Source organism: Streptococcus fermentans (assembly GCF_040888305.1).
In the GTDB taxonomy this organism is placed as follows: domain Bacteria; phylum Bacillota; class Bacilli; order Lactobacillales; family Streptococcaceae; genus Streptococcus; species Streptococcus fermentans.
In genome coordinates, this window is record NZ_JBFNFG010000006.1 from 100,062 (window position 1) to 114,043 (window position 13,982).

Below are 13,982 nucleotides of genomic sequence, written 5' to 3' on the forward strand. Positions count from 1 at the left end.
ACAAGGAGAATAGAAAATGGCTAAAAAAAGCAAACAACTTCGTGCTGCTCTTGAGAAGATCGACAGCACAAAAGCATACAGCGTAGAAGAAGCTGTAGCTCTTGCAAAAGAAACTAACTTTGCAAAATTTGATGCAACTGTAGAAGTTGCTTACAACTTGAACATTGACGTTAAAAAAGCTGACCAACAAATCCGTGGAGCAATGGTATTGCCAAACGGTACTGGTAAAACAGCTCGCGTTCTTGTATTTGCACGTGGTGCAAAAGCTGAAGAAGCAAAAGCTGCTGGTGCAGACTTTGTTGGTGAAGATGACCTTGTTGCTAAAATCAACGACGGTTGGTTGGACTTCGATGTAGTTATCGCTACACCTGACATGATGGCTCTTGTTGGACGTCTTGGACGTGTCCTTGGACCTCGTAACTTGATGCCAAACCCTAAAACTGGTACTGTAACAATGGATGTTGCTAAAGCAGTTGAAGAGTCTAAAGGTGGTAAAATCACTTACCGTGCAGACCGTGCAGGTATCGTACAAGCGATCATCGGTAAAGTTTCATTTGAAGCTGACAAGTTGGTTGAAAACTTCAAAGCATTCAACGAAACAATCCAAAAAGCTAAACCAGCTACTGCTAAAGGAACTTATGTAACAAGCTTGACAATCACAACTACTCAAGGTGTTGGTATCAAGGTTGACGTTAACTCACTTTAATTAGTAATAATTTAACATGAAAGGTTGAAGACAGATCTGTCTCAACCTTTTTTCTGTTAAAAAATATAAATACGTATAAACTTTCTAATTCATTTAATATTGTAAAATATCTAGATAGAAAATTCAGAAAATTTGCTCTTTTCTCTTGAAAATTTTTGAAAAAATGGTATCATAGTAACAAGCTATTTTTAAGAGAAGAGAAAGGGGAACGATGGAGAAAATCATTTTAGACTCACCTAAGTCGGGATCGGATCTTGTTTTGGAAACACTTCGCGACTTAGGAATCGACACGATTTTTGGTTATCCTGGTGGAGCAGTACTTCCTTTATATGATGCTATTTATAATTTTAAGGGAATCCGCCATATTCTAGGTCGCCATGAGCAGGGCTGTCTTCACGAAGCTGAAGGTTATGCTAAGTCAACAGGAAAACTGGGTGTTGCAGTCGTCACAAGCGGACCAGGAGCTACAAATGCCATTACAGGGATCGCAGATGCTATGAGCGATAGTGTTCCCCTTTTGGTCTTCACAGGACAAGTTGCAAGAGCGGGAATCGGTAAGGATGCTTTTCAAGAAGCTGATATCGTTGGTATCACCATGCCAATCACTAAGTACAATTATCAGGTTCGAGAAACTGCGGATATTCCGCGAATTATTACAGAAGCTGTGCATATTGCGACTACAGGTCGTCCAGGACCAGTCGTCATTGACCTACCAAAAGATGTTTCTGCGCTTGAGACAGACTTCATTTACTCTCCAGAGATAGATTTACCAAGTTATCAGCCAACACTTGAGCCAAATGATATGCAAATCAAGAAAATCTTGAAGCAATTGTCTAAGGCTAAAAAACCAGTCTTGCTAGCTGGGGGTGGGATTAGTTACGCTGAGGCTGCAGCAGAGTTAAATGAATTTGCAGAGCGTTATCAAATTCCAGTTGTGACAAGTCTTTTGGGACAGGGGACAATTGCAACTAGCCATCCACTGTTTTTGGGAATGGGTGGAATGCATGGTTCCTTTGCAGCAAATATTGCCATGACTGAGGCTGATTTTATGATTTCTATTGGTTGCCGCTTTGATGACCGTTTGACTGGAAATCCTAAAACCTTTGCTAAGAATGCAAAAGTAGCGCATATTGATATCGATCCTGCAGAGATTGGTAAGATTATCGCAGTTGATATTCCGGTTGTTGGTGATGCGAAAAAGGCTTTGCAGCAGTTACTAGCTGAGCCAATCGTTCGTAACAATACTGAAAAGTGGATTGAGAAAGTTACCAAAGATAAGAATCGTGTTCGTTCTTATGATAAGAAAGAACGTGTGGTTCAACCTCAAGCAGTTATTGAACGCGTTGGTGAGTTGACCAATGGCGATGCCATTGTCGTAACAGACGTTGGACAACACCAAATGTGGACGGCTCAATACTATCCTTACCAAAACGAGCGTCAATTGGTAACATCAGGTGGTCTAGGAACCATGGGATTCGGAGTCCCAGCAGCTATTGGTGCTAAGATTGCTAATCCAGATAAAGAAGTTGTTCTCTTTGTCGGAGATGGCGGTTTCCAGATGACCAATCAGGAATTGGCAATCTTAAATATTTACAAGATTCCAATCAAGGTCATCATGCTTAATAACCATTCACTCGGGATGGTTCGCCAGTGGCAAGAAGCCTTCTATGATGGTCGAACTTCAGAGTCGGTCTTTGATAGCCTTCCAGATTTCCAATTGATGGCTCAAGCCTATGGAATTAAGAATTATAAGTTTGATAATCCTGAAACTCTTGAGAAGGATTTGGAAGTCATCATGGAAGATGAACCAATGTTTATTGAAGTAGACATTTCTCGGAAAGAACATGTTTTACCGATGGTCCCAGCTGGTAAGAGTAATCATGAGATGTTGGGGGTGAAGTTTAATGCGTAGAATGTTAACAGCCAAACTTCAAAACCGTTCAGGTGTTCTCAATCGCTTCACAGGAGTTTTATCGAGACGTCAAGTCAATATCGAAAGCATTTCTGTTGGCGCAACGGAAAATCCTAACGTATCACGAATTACCATTATCATCGATGTTGCCTCACATGATGAGGTGGAGCAAATCATCAAACAACTTAATCGTCAGATTGATGTAATTCGTATTCGTGATATTACGGATCAGCCCCACTTAGAACGAGAAGTAATTCTTATAAAGGTTTCAGCGCCTGCTGAAAAACGTGCAGAAATTTTGGCTATTATCCAACCTTTCCGTGCAACAGTAGTCGATGTAGCTCCAAGTTCCATTACCATTCAGATGACTGGGAATGCAGAAAAGAGTGAAGCTTTGATTCGAGTCATTCGACCTTACGGTATTAAGAATATCGCTCGTACGGGTGCAACTGGATTTACCCGCGACTAATACTCTTCGTAAATCTCTTCAAACTACGTTAGCGTCGCTTTGCCGTAGGTATATGTTACTGACTTCGTCAGTCTTATTTACAACCTCAAAGCAGTGCTTTGAGCAACCTACAGCTAGCTTCCTAGTTTGCTCTTTGATTTTCATTGAGTAAAAGAATCCAACTTAAATTTGTTAAACTAGCCTAACAGGCAATAAAAATAGAAAAGAGAGAAAAAACTATGGCAGTTCAAATGGAATACGAAAAAGATGTAAAAGTAGCAGCACTTGACGGTAAAAAAATCGCCGTTATTGGTTATGGTTCACAAGGACATGCGCACGCTCAAAACTTGCGTGATTCAGGTCGCGATGTGATCATCGGTGTACGTCCAGGTAAGTCTTTTGATAAAGCAAAAGAAGATGGTTTTGACACTTACACAGTAGCAGAAGCAACTAAATTGGCTGATGTTATCATGATCTTGGCACCAGATGAAATCCAACAAGAATTGTACGAAGCAGAAATTGCTCCAAACTTGGAAGCTGGGAATGCTGTTGGATTTGCACATGGTTTCAACATCCACTTCGAATTCATCAAAGTTCCTGCAGATGTTGACGTCTTCATGTGTGCTCCTAAAGGGCCAGGACACTTGGTACGTCGTACTTACGAAGAAGGATTTGGTGTTCCAGCGCTTTACGCTGTCTACCAAGATGCTACAGGAAATGCTAAAGACATCGCTATGGACTGGTGTAAAGGTGTTGGTGCAGCGCGTGTAGGTCTTCTTGAAACAACTTACAAAGAAGAAACTGAAGAAGATTTGTTTGGTGAACAAGCAGTACTTTGTGGTGGTTTGACTGCTCTTATCGAAGCTGGTTTTGAAGTCTTGACAGAAGCTGGTTATGCTCCAGAATTGGCTTACTTTGAAGTTCTTCACGAAATGAAATTGATCGTTGACTTGATCTACGAAGGTGGATTCAAGAAAATGCGTCAATCAATTTCAAACACTGCTGAATATGGTGACTATGTTTCAGGTCCACGTGTAATCACTGAACAAGTCAAAGAAAATATGAAAGCAGTTCTTGCGGATATCCAAAATGGTAAATTTGCTAACGACTTTGTAAATGACTACAAAGCTGGACGTCCAAAATTGACTGCCTACCGTGAACAAGCAGCTAACCTTGAAATTGAAAAAGTTGGTGCAGAATTGCGTAAAGCAATGCCATTTGTCGGTAAAAACGACGATGATGCATTCAAGATCTACAACTAATTTTTAAGAATATAAACAGAAGGCGAGTTGGGGGGAACCTAACTCGTTTTTTATCTTGAAAACTCATCGAGGAGGAGATTATGCTAAGTGCAAAAGATGTGGTGAAAGCCCACAAGGTTTTGAGTGGTGTAGTAGCCAATACGCCACTTGACTACGATCATTATTTATCCGAAAAATACGGAGCGAAAATTTATCTTAAAAAGGAAAATGCTCAACGTGTCCGTTCTTTTAAAATTCGTGGGGCTTATTACGCAATTTCCCAATTGACAAAAGAGGAGCGTGAACGTGGTGTAGTGTGTGCTTCAGCGGGCAATCACGCTCAAGGAGTTGCCTACACATGTAATGAGATGAAGATTCCTGCAACAATCTTTATGCCAATTACGACACCTCAACAGAAAATTGGTCAGGTTCGTTTCTTTGGAGGAGATTTTGTTACTATCAAATTAGTAGGGGATACTTTTGATGCTTCAGCCAAGGCTGCTCAAGACTTTACCGTAGCTGAAAATCGTACTTTTATTGACCCCTTTGATGATCCCTATGTTCAAGCTGGTCAGGGTACGGTAGCCTATGAAATTTTAGAAGAAGCTCGTAAAGAATCTATTGAATTTGATACTGTCTTGGTACCTGTTGGAGGCGGAGGTCTCATTTCAGGTGTTTCTACTTATATTAAAGAAACAAATCCTCAGATTGAGGTCATTGGAGTAGAGGCTGAAGGTGCTCGTTCTATGAAGGCTGCCTTTGAAGCTGGGGGACCGGTTAAACTTAAAGAAATTGATAAGTTTGCGGATGGAATTGCCGTGCAAAAGGTAGGGCAGTTGACCTATGAAGCAACACGCAAACATGTAGAAACTCTTATCGGTGTAGATGAAGGCTTGATTTCTGAGACCTTAATTGATCTCTACTCTAAACAAGGTATCGTAGCAGAACCTGCGGGTGCTGCTAGTGTTGCAGCTCTAGAAGTATTATCCGATTATATTAAGGGCAAGACTATTTGTTGTATCATTTCTGGAGGGAATAATGACATCAACCGTATGCCAGAGATGGAAGAACGTGCCTTGATTTATGATGGTATCAAGCATTACTTTGTAGTGAATTTCCCACAACGTCCGGGAGCACTTCGAGAGTTTGTAAATGATATCTTAGGACCTCATGATGATATTACTCGTTTTGAATATATCAAACGAGCTAGCAAGGGAACTGGTCCAGTACTAATAGGGATTGCACTTGCTGATAAACATGATTATGCGGGATTGATTCACCGGATGGAAAAATTCGACCCGTCTTATATTAACTTGAATGGGAATGAGACCCTATATAATATGCTTGTTTAATATGCTATGAAATTTTTATCATATTATTTGCCTAACCTATTTACTAGTGCTATAATGTAAGTGAAGAAAGGGGGAGATTCCCATGGTTTTAAAAGTTATACTTGTTCTAATTATTCTAATGCTTATTGTAGGAGCTATATTAATGAGCTCAATCTATGTTGTTCGACAACAATCAGTAGCTATCATTGAACGATTTGGTAAGTATCAAAAATTGAGCAATAGTGGTATTCACCTAAGAGCACCATTTGGGATTGATAAAATTGCAGCTCGTGTACAACTGCGTCTCTTGCAAAGTGAAATCGTTGTGGAAACCAAGACTCAAGATAACGTATTTGTGACGATGAATGTTGCGACACAGTACCGAGTAAATGAACAAAATGTTACAGATGCTTACTATAAACTAATGAGACCTGAGGCTCAAATCAAATCTTATATTGAAGACGCATTGCGCTCATCAGTTCCTAAGTTAACTTTGGATGAATTGTTTGAGAAAAAGGATGAAATTGCATTAGAAGTTCAAAAACAAGTAGCGGAAGAAATGTCAACGTATGGGTACATTATCGTCAAAACGCTCATTACCAAAGTAGAGCCGGATGCGGAAGTCAAGCAATCGATGAATGAAATCAATGCTGCTCAACGTAAGAGAGTAGCAGCACAAGAATTGGCCGAAGCAGATAAAATTAAGATCGTAACAGCGGCCGAAGCAGAGGCAGAAAAGGATCGCCTACATGGTGTGGGGATCGCAGAGCAACGAAAAGCAATTGTTGATGGACTTGCTGATTCTATTAAAGAGTTAAAAGGAGCCAATGTTGAATTAACTGAAGAGCAAATCATGTCAATCTTGTTAACTAACCAGTATTTAGATACATTGAATAATTTTGCAGAAAAACAAGGTAATAATACAATTTTCTTACCAGCAAATCCTAACGGAGTTGAAGATATACGAACCCATATATTATCGGCTTTAAAAGCCAAGTAAACTAAATCTTAACGTCTTATTTGATTGGATATATGTTTTTTTATTGACAAATGCCATAAAAACGTATACAATTAAATATCGTAAAGAATAAAATAGGAGAAAAACATGGCTAAGACTAACTTTGAAAAAGTAGAATCAGTTGTTAGCTGGGTTCGTGATAAGAAGATCACTGGTTATCGTATTTCTAAAGAAACGAATGCACGTGAAATGTCTATCATTGCTCTAGCTCAAGGACGTGCAAAAGTTAAAAATATTTCCTTTGAAACAGCCCTTGGATTAATTGATTTCTATGAAAAAAATCATGAAAAATTTGAAGATTAATCTTTGGATACAAGCAGACTCTAATTAGGGTCTGCTTTTATTTATGGAACGGCGAAATAGCCATGCTATGACCTGCTCAACAAATCTATTTATCAGGATGAACTAGGTTGACAGGGATCTGAGTGATCTCATACTCTTCGAAAATCAAATTCAAACCACGTCAGCTTTGCCTTGCCGTACTCAAGTACAGCCTGCGGCTCGCTTCCTAGTTTGCTCTTTGATTTTCATTGAGTATCACTCATGAAAATCAAATAAAAGATTAGGAGTATAGCTACAAGCAATACTTGTTCAGGAAACAGAAGAAGGGATAAAAGAGATTTTTAAAGTATATAAAAAGAGGTCGGAATAAAAAACTCCGACCTTGATTTTTATGTTCATGAGCCTTTGACTCAATGTTGATTTGGGATTGAATAGGAAAACAACTCTTGGTTGAAGAGGTTTATTCAACCATTTTTGTCTTATCCTAAATAGCGTTGTAAAAATTCTCTTGTACGTTCCTCTTTAGGATTTGTAAATAAATCTTCAGGTTTGCCTTCTTCTGCAATAACACCTTTGTCCATAAAGATGACACGGTGTGATACGTCACGAGCAAATTCCATTTCGTGGGTTACAACGATCATTGTCAAGCCTTCTTGAGCTAGTTCTTGCATGATTTTTAGAACTTCACCGACCATTTCAGGATCAAGGGCTGAAGTTGGCTCATCAAAGAGAATGGCATCAGGGTTCATAGAAAGTGCGCGAGCAATGGCGACACGTTGCTTTTGACCACCTGAAAGTTGCTTAGGTTTAGCTTGCCAGTAGCGCTCTCCCATTCCAACTTTTTCAAGGTTTTCTTTAGCAATTTTCTCTGCTTCTGATCGTTCACGTTTGAGAACGGTTGTCTGTGCAACAATCGTATTTTCAAGAACATTGAGATTTTCAAAGAGGTTAAAGGACTGGAAAACCATGCCTAGCTTTTCACGATAGTGAGTGAGATTATAGCCTTTCTCGAGGACATTTTCACCGTGATAAAGGATTTCACCTTCAGTTGGTGTTTCGAGAAGGTTGATAGAACGTAGGAAGGTTGATTTACCACTACCGGAACTACCGATGATAGAAATCACTTCTCCTTTATGAATAGTGAGAGAGATGTCTTTTAGGACCTCGTTTTGCCCGTAGGATTTTTTGAGGTGTTTGATTTCAAGGATTGGTTGACTCATTATTTCAAATCCTCCGTTTGCATTTGGTTAGCACCTGTCGTGTAGGTATCCATATCCATACGTTTTTCGATGAAGCGTAGGATACGCGTTACTGTGAAGGTGAGGACAAAGTAGATAACTGCGATGATGGTAAAGGTTTGGAAGTACTGGTAGGTTTGTGTTGCTACCGTATTTCCTGAGAAGTAAAGCTCTACAACCGAGATAACGTTCAATACAGAAGTATCCTTGATGTTGATGACAAATTCATTACCAGTCGCAGGTAAAATGTTGCGAACGACCTGTGGTAGGACAACCTTACGCATGGTTTGATTGTGGGTCATACCAAGTGCAGTCGCTGCTTCAAATTGTCCCTTATCAACAGCTAGGATACCACCACGAACAATTTCAGTCATGTAAGCACCAGTGTTGATTGAAACGATAAAGATAGCAGCTAGCGTACGGTCTAGGTTGATCCCGAAAGCTTGAGCAGTTCCATAGTAGATAACCATAGATTGTACAATCATAGGTGTTCCACGGAAAATTTCGATATAGATATTGAGAATCCAACCGATTAGTTTTTGGATACCAAAGATAAATTGGTTTTCAGATAGAGGTGCTGTACGGAAGACACCGATAGCAAGACCGATAGCGAGACCAACGATGGTACCGATAATTGAAATGAGAAGGGTAATACCAGCACCACGCAAGAGTTGTTGCCAGTTTTCAGTCAGAATTTTAGCGACTTGACCAAAGAAATTACTGTTGCCTTCTTCTGTCGTAGTAGATTCTGCTGGTTGCTCTTTAATCATACGATCCATGAGTGCAACTTGTTCATCTTTAGAAATGGTTTCAATACTGGCGTTGATTTGGCTAATACGGTCATCATCTTTACGAAGTCCAATAGCGATAGATGTATCTTCTTCACCAGTTTTAAAACCAGGTTCAGGCTGAATCATTTTGAACTTAGCGTTTGCTGATTCGGCGGTGAGAGCTTCTGGTCGTTCAGAAACATAGGCATCAATGACACCAGCTTCAAGAGCTTGACGCATTTGGGCGAAATCTCCCATGGCAGTTTCCTTCTGAGCGCCTGAGATTTGTGAAATCAAATCATAAAGGTAAACACCTTGTTGAGAAGTGATTTTTGCTCCGCTAAAGTCCTCTAGTGATTTGGCGTTTGCATAGGCAGAATCCTTTTTGATCAAAAGTACAGGTTCGCTAGTGTAGTAGCTGCTTGAAAATGCAATTTCTTGTTTGCGTTCAGCAGTTGGGCTCATACCTGCAATGATCATATCAATCTTACCAGAAGTAAGGGCTGGAACAAGTCCTTCCCACTTGGTTTTAACAACCAAGGGCTCTTTTCCTAGGTCCTTAGCAATCTTTTTAGCTATTTGAACGTCGTAACCATTAGCATATTGGTTGGTTCCATCGATTTTGACAGCGCCGTTACTGTCGTCATCTTGAGTCCAGTTAAAGGGTGCGTAGGCTGCCTCCATACCGATGCGTAAATATTCATCGGCTTGGACCTGGCTAACTAGTCCTAGAGTAAGGGCCAGGCTAGCAAGGATAGTTAAGCATAATTTTTTCATGTTTTCTCCTATTTCTAGTCTAAAATTGCTTCTCTCTATTGTATCGAAAAAGCGGAACTTTTTCAATCTTAGTAAACCCTTACTTGTGAAAAATGATATAATAGTGAAAAAACTTGAAAGGGAGTATACGATGAAAAAAAGATGGCTATTTACTTTGGTGTTTGCCTGTTTGCTATTGGTACCGCACCTGGTTTTTGCTGTAGACTTTGATATTCTATCTTATAAGGGAGATTTGAATATTCATGCAGATAATACAGCAGTTTTCCAACAAACAATCACCTATCGTTTTAAAGATGATTTTAATGGTCAATCGGTTGGACTAGGAAAAGCAGGGAAAATGCCAGAAGGCTTTGAGATTGATGATGATCCCACTGTTCTAGTATCAAAGAATGGGGAAATTATAGAAGATGCCCTTTCCTACACAAAGGAAAATGGGAAAGGCTATCAAGTAATAATTTTAAATCCAGGAAAAGCTGGAGATACTGTACGTGTAACCATTACCTGGCAATTAAAAAATCTTCTTTTCTTATATCAGGATATTGCTGAGCTGAATTGGCAACCACTGACAGATAGTTCAGGAGACATCAAAGACTTAGAATTCCGAGTAACTTCAGATAGTCCGGCAGAGAAAGTCTTTTTTCATACTGGAAAACTCCTCAATGAGGGTAGTGTCGAAAAAGTAAATGATATTTATCGAGTGAAGATGAAAAATCTTCCTAGAAAACGTCAAGTTGAGCTACATGCCTATTGGCCCAGAGAGGCTTTCTCGTTAGCTCCAAGCCAAGGGCTGGAAGAAGAGCGTTTAAGAGATTTCAAAAAAATTGAAATAGAAATAAAAGCTAGCAAAGTGCAAGCTAGTCTCATGATAAAGTGGATTTTTCCAATAATCTTTATCGTGTTATTGATGATGACCATCATGTATTATCGAGCATTTCGTAAACATACGGCCCTCAAAAAGGTATATCCAAAGGATCATCGACTCTACGAACCCCCAATGGATCTACCTCCAATGGTTTTGGCGGAGGCTATTTACTCTACCTCCTTGGAGGAAATCAGTCCCTTGAATAAGAAGAAGTTTGGCAAATTCTCTTTTGAACGATTGATTCAGGCGACCTTGCTAGACTTAGTTGATCGAGGGCATTTATCTATTTTTCAGGGTGAAGAAGAACCGTGGATAAAAATCAATAGTGAAAAAGGCTTGTCGAATTTTGAAAAAGAATGCTTGCGGATGACTCTCTCAACTAATAAAGAACTGGCTCTTTCAGACCTTTTTCTAGAGTATCAAGTTTCTTCAGGACTATTCCATGGAGCTAAGGAAGCTGATGAGCAGCATATTCGCGAATTCGGTTTGCATCTCAAGCGTTCCTTCGAGAGACGACTTCAACGCATGCAAAGTTGTGTTCGAGACAAGGTAAAAATTCTACGTCTTCCAAGCTATTATCGTCCTTTGACTGATAAAGAAAGTAGTCTTGTGAATGGTATGAAAGTCTGTTCAGCTATAACAGGTTTAATAGGTTTTCTTGTCTTTTATTATAGTCTGCGAACACGTGGTTATTTTTCACTTCCTTTACTTTCCCTAGGTTTAATAGGCTTACTTGCCAGTGCCTTAGTTTATTTTGTGACTCGAGGTCCATCTCGTGATGGAGTCTTAAACGAAGAAGGGGCAGAAGCCTATTACCTTTGGACAAGTTTTGAAAATATGCTTCGTGATATTGCTCATCTTGATAAGGCTGAACTAGAGAGCATTGTACTTTGGAATCGTCTTTTGGTTTATGCAACTCTGTATGGATACGCAAAGAAAGTGAATAAGATCATGAAGCTCCACAATATTCAACTTGAAAACGAAACTATGAATCTTTATGTATCTTGTGGATGGGATAAACAGTTTCATATATCTGCTGCTCACATTAATCAATACACTTCGGTCGCAAATACAGCAAGTACCTTCTCTGTATCATCTGGAAGCGGTAGCTCTGGTGGAGGTTTCTCAGGCGGTGGCGGTGGTGGAAGTATCGGCGCTTTCTAAAGAAAACTCAACACAGTCTTTAAAAGTATGATATAATGGAGGGTAGAAAAAGGAGTAATCTATGTATTTTTTTGAAATTTTAAAATCAATCTTTTTTGGGATTGTTGAAGGAATTACGGAATGGTTGCCGATTTCAAGTACTGGTCACTTGATTTTGGCAGAAGAGTTTATCCAGTATAAAGATCAAAATGAAGCTTTTATGTCTATGTTTAACGTAGTCATTCAACTGGGTGCGATCCTAGCCGTTATGGTTATCTACTTTAACAAACTTAATCCCTTCAAACCAGGTAAGGATAAAGTTCAAGTTCGTAGAACTTGGCAATTATGGTCCAAAGTATTTGTTGCAACTCTCCCTCTTCTTCTAGTCTTTAAGTTTGATGATTGGTTTGATACTCACTTCCACAATATGGTTTCAGTAGCCATTATGTTGATTGTTTATGGGGTTGCCTTTATCTATCTTGAAAAACGTAACAAAGCGCAAGCGATTGAGCCAACAGTCACAGAGCTAGATAAGTTGCCTTATAAAACAGCCCTCTATATCGGACTTTTCCAAGTCTTGGCCCTTTTACCAGGGACTAGCCGTTCCGGAGCAACTATCGTCGGTGGTTTATTAAATGGAACCAGTCGTTCGGTGGTAACTGAGTTTACCTTCTACCTAGGAATTCCAGTTATGTTTGGAGCCAGTGCTTTGAAGATTTTTAAATTTATCAAGGCAGGAGAAGTCTTGAGCTTTGGTCAATTTTTCTTACTTTTAGTTGCCATGGTAGTCGCTTTTGCAGTCAGCATGGTTGCCATTCGTTTCTTGACCAGCTATGTTAAAAAACACGACTTTACGATGTTTGGTAAATACCGTATTGTCCTTGGTAGTATCTTGCTAGTTTATAGCTTTGTACGATTATTTGTATAAGAAAAAAACCTTGAGGGAAGATTCCGTCAAGGTTTTAAAATCCAGTCACTGTGACTCCCAATAAACGGACGTCTTTATCTTTATCTGTCAGAGATTCGTAAAGTTGGATAGCCATTTGTGAAATCGTTTCAGCATCTTGGATCTTTTGAGATAAGCTTTTCCGCTTAGTCATTGTAGAAAAGTCAGCATAGCGGATTTTTAAAATAACAATCTTTCCAGATTTTTCATGTTTTTGAAGACTTAGGGCAACTCTTTCCGAAAGGAGGGTTAGCTCTTTTTTGATATCCTCTTCTAGATTGAGAATCTTACTATAAGTTTTTTCTTTTCCGATAGACTTACGAATGCGATTGGATTTGACGGGAGAATTATCAATGCCACGAGCCTTGCGATACAGGTCAAAACCGAGTCGACCAAAACGGTCAATGAGACTAATTTCAGAAATTTTTAAAAGATCAGCGCCTGTAAATACTCCCATTTGATGCAATTTTTCAACTGTTTTCTTACCTACACCGTGGAATTTAGCGATATCCATTTGTTTGAGAAAATCTTCAGCTTCATCAGGGAGAATAACTGTCAGACCTCGAGGTTTTTGGTAATCGCTAGCGATTTTAGCTAAGAATTTATTGTAAGACACACCAGCAGAAGCGGTCAAATGAAGTTCATTCCAAATATCTTGTTGAATTAGTCGAGCAATCTTAACGGCAGATTTGATGCCGAGTTTGTTTTCAGTCACATCTAGATAAGCTTCATCGATACTCATAGGCTCGATCTTATCTGTATAACGTTTGAAAATATCTCGAATCTGTTGACCGACAGCAGTATATTTTTCGTAGTTTCCAGAAATGAAAACGGCTTGAGGGCAACGTTCATAGGCTTCTTTAGAACTCATAGCTGAGTGTATGCCAAAGACTCGCGCTTCATAGCTACAGGTAGAAACAACTCCTCGACCACCAGTTTTTCTAGGGTCGCTACCAATAACAACGGGTTTCCCTTTAAGCTTAGGATTGTCTCTAATTTCTACCGCAGCAAAAAAGGCATCCATGTCAATATGGATGATTTTACGAGATAAATCATTCATCAGTGGAAAAATCAACATGGAGAAACCCCTCAGTGCTAGTTTGTTTAATTTTATTATACTCTTTTTCTGAAAAAAATGAAAATCAAATAACCTCTTTCAAAAATATAATACAGTTTGTGGTATATTTTAAACTGTATTAGAAAAGAAAGTGTTAAAAAAGTGAGTTTTTAGTTGTTGAAATCGTTTACTGTGTGGTATACTGGATACATGAATGTAACAGATGACTGTTACTAGAAAGAAAAAAGAGG

General features: G+C 39.3%; 12 protein-coding genes. 9 read left to right on the forward strand and 3 right to left on the reverse strand.

What is annotated here, in order from left to right; all coding sequences use genetic code 11:
• Positions 1-16 precede the first annotated feature (16 nt).
• From rplA to AB2B50_RS07005, 7 genes are all read left to right on the forward strand, one after another.
• A complete protein-coding gene (rplA, locus tag AB2B50_RS06975; protein WP_001085672.1) occupies positions 17-706 on the forward strand; it encodes a 50S ribosomal protein L1 in 690 nt (229 codons plus the stop codon).
• Positions 707-917: 211 nt separating this feature from the next.
• Positions 918-2,618 (forward strand): acetolactate synthase large subunit, encoded by a 1,701-nt coding sequence (locus AB2B50_RS06980; protein WP_049527360.1) that lies wholly within the window; start codon positions 918-920, stop codon positions 2,616-2,618.
• Complete coding sequence (gene ilvN, locus AB2B50_RS06985) at positions 2,611-3,087, forward strand: acetolactate synthase small subunit (RefSeq protein ID WP_001253809.1); 477 nt, start codon at positions 2,611-2,613, stop codon at positions 3,085-3,087. Before AB2B50_RS06980 ends, ilvN begins: the two co-directional genes overlap by 8 nt.
• Before the next feature lie 218 nt (positions 3,088-3,305).
• Positions 3,306-4,328 carry a ketol-acid reductoisomerase gene (ilvC, locus tag AB2B50_RS06990; RefSeq protein ID WP_045763621.1) on the forward strand — a complete coding sequence of 341 codons (1,023 nt, stop codon included), beginning with the start codon at positions 3,306-3,308 and terminating at the stop codon, positions 4,326-4,328.
• A gap of 80 nt (positions 4,329-4,408) precedes the next feature.
• Positions 4,409-5,659, forward strand: a complete 1,251-nt coding sequence (ilvA, locus tag AB2B50_RS06995; protein WP_045763620.1) for a threonine ammonia-lyase IlvA — start codon at positions 4,409-4,411, stop codon at positions 5,657-5,659.
• An 82-nt stretch (positions 5,660-5,741) separates the two neighbouring features.
• Entirely contained in the window at positions 5,742-6,638 is an 897-nt protein-coding gene (locus AB2B50_RS07000; protein WP_000243418.1) for an SPFH domain-containing protein, read from the forward strand.
• 105 nt (positions 6,639-6,743) lie between these two features.
• On the forward strand, positions 6,744-6,959 hold the full coding sequence (locus AB2B50_RS07005) for a capsule biosynthesis transcriptional regulator (protein ID WP_001140700.1): 216 nt from the start codon (positions 6,744-6,746) through the stop codon (positions 6,957-6,959).
• Positions 6,960-7,417: 458 nt separating this feature from the next.
• Here the strand turns inward: AB2B50_RS07005 and AB2B50_RS07010 are convergent, their stop codons facing one another.
• Together AB2B50_RS07010 and AB2B50_RS07015 are read right to left on the reverse strand one after the other, a co-directional pair.
• Entirely contained in the window at positions 7,418-8,158 is a 741-nt protein-coding gene (locus AB2B50_RS07010) for an amino acid ABC transporter ATP-binding protein (RefSeq protein ID WP_000081949.1), read from the reverse strand.
• Positions 8,158-9,723, reverse strand: a complete 1,566-nt coding sequence (locus tag AB2B50_RS07015; protein WP_320692771.1) for an ABC transporter substrate-binding protein/permease — start codon at positions 9,721-9,723, stop codon at positions 8,158-8,160. Before AB2B50_RS07015 ends, AB2B50_RS07010 begins: the two co-directional genes overlap by 1 nt.
• A 130-nt stretch (positions 9,724-9,853) precedes the next feature.
• Between AB2B50_RS07015 and AB2B50_RS07020 the strand changes: the two genes are divergently transcribed.
• Both AB2B50_RS07020 and AB2B50_RS07025 read left to right on the forward strand, forming a co-directional pair.
• Positions 9,854-11,749 (forward strand): DUF2207 domain-containing protein, encoded by a 1,896-nt coding sequence (locus tag AB2B50_RS07020; protein ID WP_320692770.1) that lies wholly within the window; start codon positions 9,854-9,856, stop codon positions 11,747-11,749.
• Between the two features lie 61 nt (positions 11,750-11,810).
• Positions 11,811-12,656 (forward strand): undecaprenyl-diphosphate phosphatase, encoded by an 846-nt coding sequence (locus tag AB2B50_RS07025; RefSeq protein WP_320692769.1) that lies wholly within the window; start codon positions 11,811-11,813, stop codon positions 12,654-12,656.
• A gap of 34 nt (positions 12,657-12,690) precedes the next feature.
• On the opposite strand, the gene dinB is transcribed toward AB2B50_RS07025, so the two are convergent.
• Complete coding sequence (gene dinB, locus AB2B50_RS07030) at positions 12,691-13,752, reverse strand: DNA polymerase IV (RefSeq protein WP_320692768.1); 1,062 nt, start codon at positions 13,750-13,752, stop codon at positions 12,691-12,693.
• Positions 13,753-13,982: the final 230 nt, after the last annotated feature.

What these genes read in the sequence shown, in the direction of transcription:
- rplA (WP_001085672.1), top strand. Translation starts at nt 17, where the DNA reads ATGGCTAAAAAAAGCAAACAACTTCGTGCTGCTCTTGAGAAGATCGAC.
- AB2B50_RS06980 (WP_049527360.1), top strand. Translation starts at nt 918, where the DNA reads ATGGAGAAAATCATTTTAGACTCACCTAAGTCGGGATCGGATCTTGTT.
- ilvN (WP_001253809.1), top strand. Translation starts at nt 2,611, where the DNA reads ATGCGTAGAATGTTAACAGCCAAACTTCAAAACCGTTCAGGTGTTCTC.
- ilvC (WP_045763621.1), top strand. Translation starts at nt 3,306, where the DNA reads ATGGCAGTTCAAATGGAATACGAAAAAGATGTAAAAGTAGCAGCACTT.
- ilvA (WP_045763620.1), top strand. Translation starts at nt 4,409, where the DNA reads ATGCTAAGTGCAAAAGATGTGGTGAAAGCCCACAAGGTTTTGAGTGGT.
- AB2B50_RS07000 (WP_000243418.1), top strand. Translation starts at nt 5,742, where the DNA reads ATGGTTTTAAAAGTTATACTTGTTCTAATTATTCTAATGCTTATTGTA.
- AB2B50_RS07005 (WP_001140700.1), top strand. Translation starts at nt 6,744, where the DNA reads ATGGCTAAGACTAACTTTGAAAAAGTAGAATCAGTTGTTAGCTGGGTT.
- AB2B50_RS07010 (WP_000081949.1), bottom strand. Translation starts at nt 8,158, where the DNA reads ATGAGTCAACCAATCCTTGAAATCAAACACCTCAAAAAATCCTACGGG.
- AB2B50_RS07015 (WP_320692771.1), bottom strand. Translation starts at nt 9,723, where the DNA reads ATGAAAAAATTATGCTTAACTATCCTTGCTAGCCTGGCCCTTACTCTA.
- AB2B50_RS07020 (WP_320692770.1), top strand. Translation starts at nt 9,854, where the DNA reads ATGAAAAAAAGATGGCTATTTACTTTGGTGTTTGCCTGTTTGCTATTG.
- AB2B50_RS07025 (WP_320692769.1), top strand. Translation starts at nt 11,811, where the DNA reads ATGTATTTTTTTGAAATTTTAAAATCAATCTTTTTTGGGATTGTTGAA.
- dinB (WP_320692768.1), bottom strand. Translation starts at nt 13,752, where the DNA reads ATGTTGATTTTTCCACTGATGAATGATTTATCTCGTAAAATCATCCAT.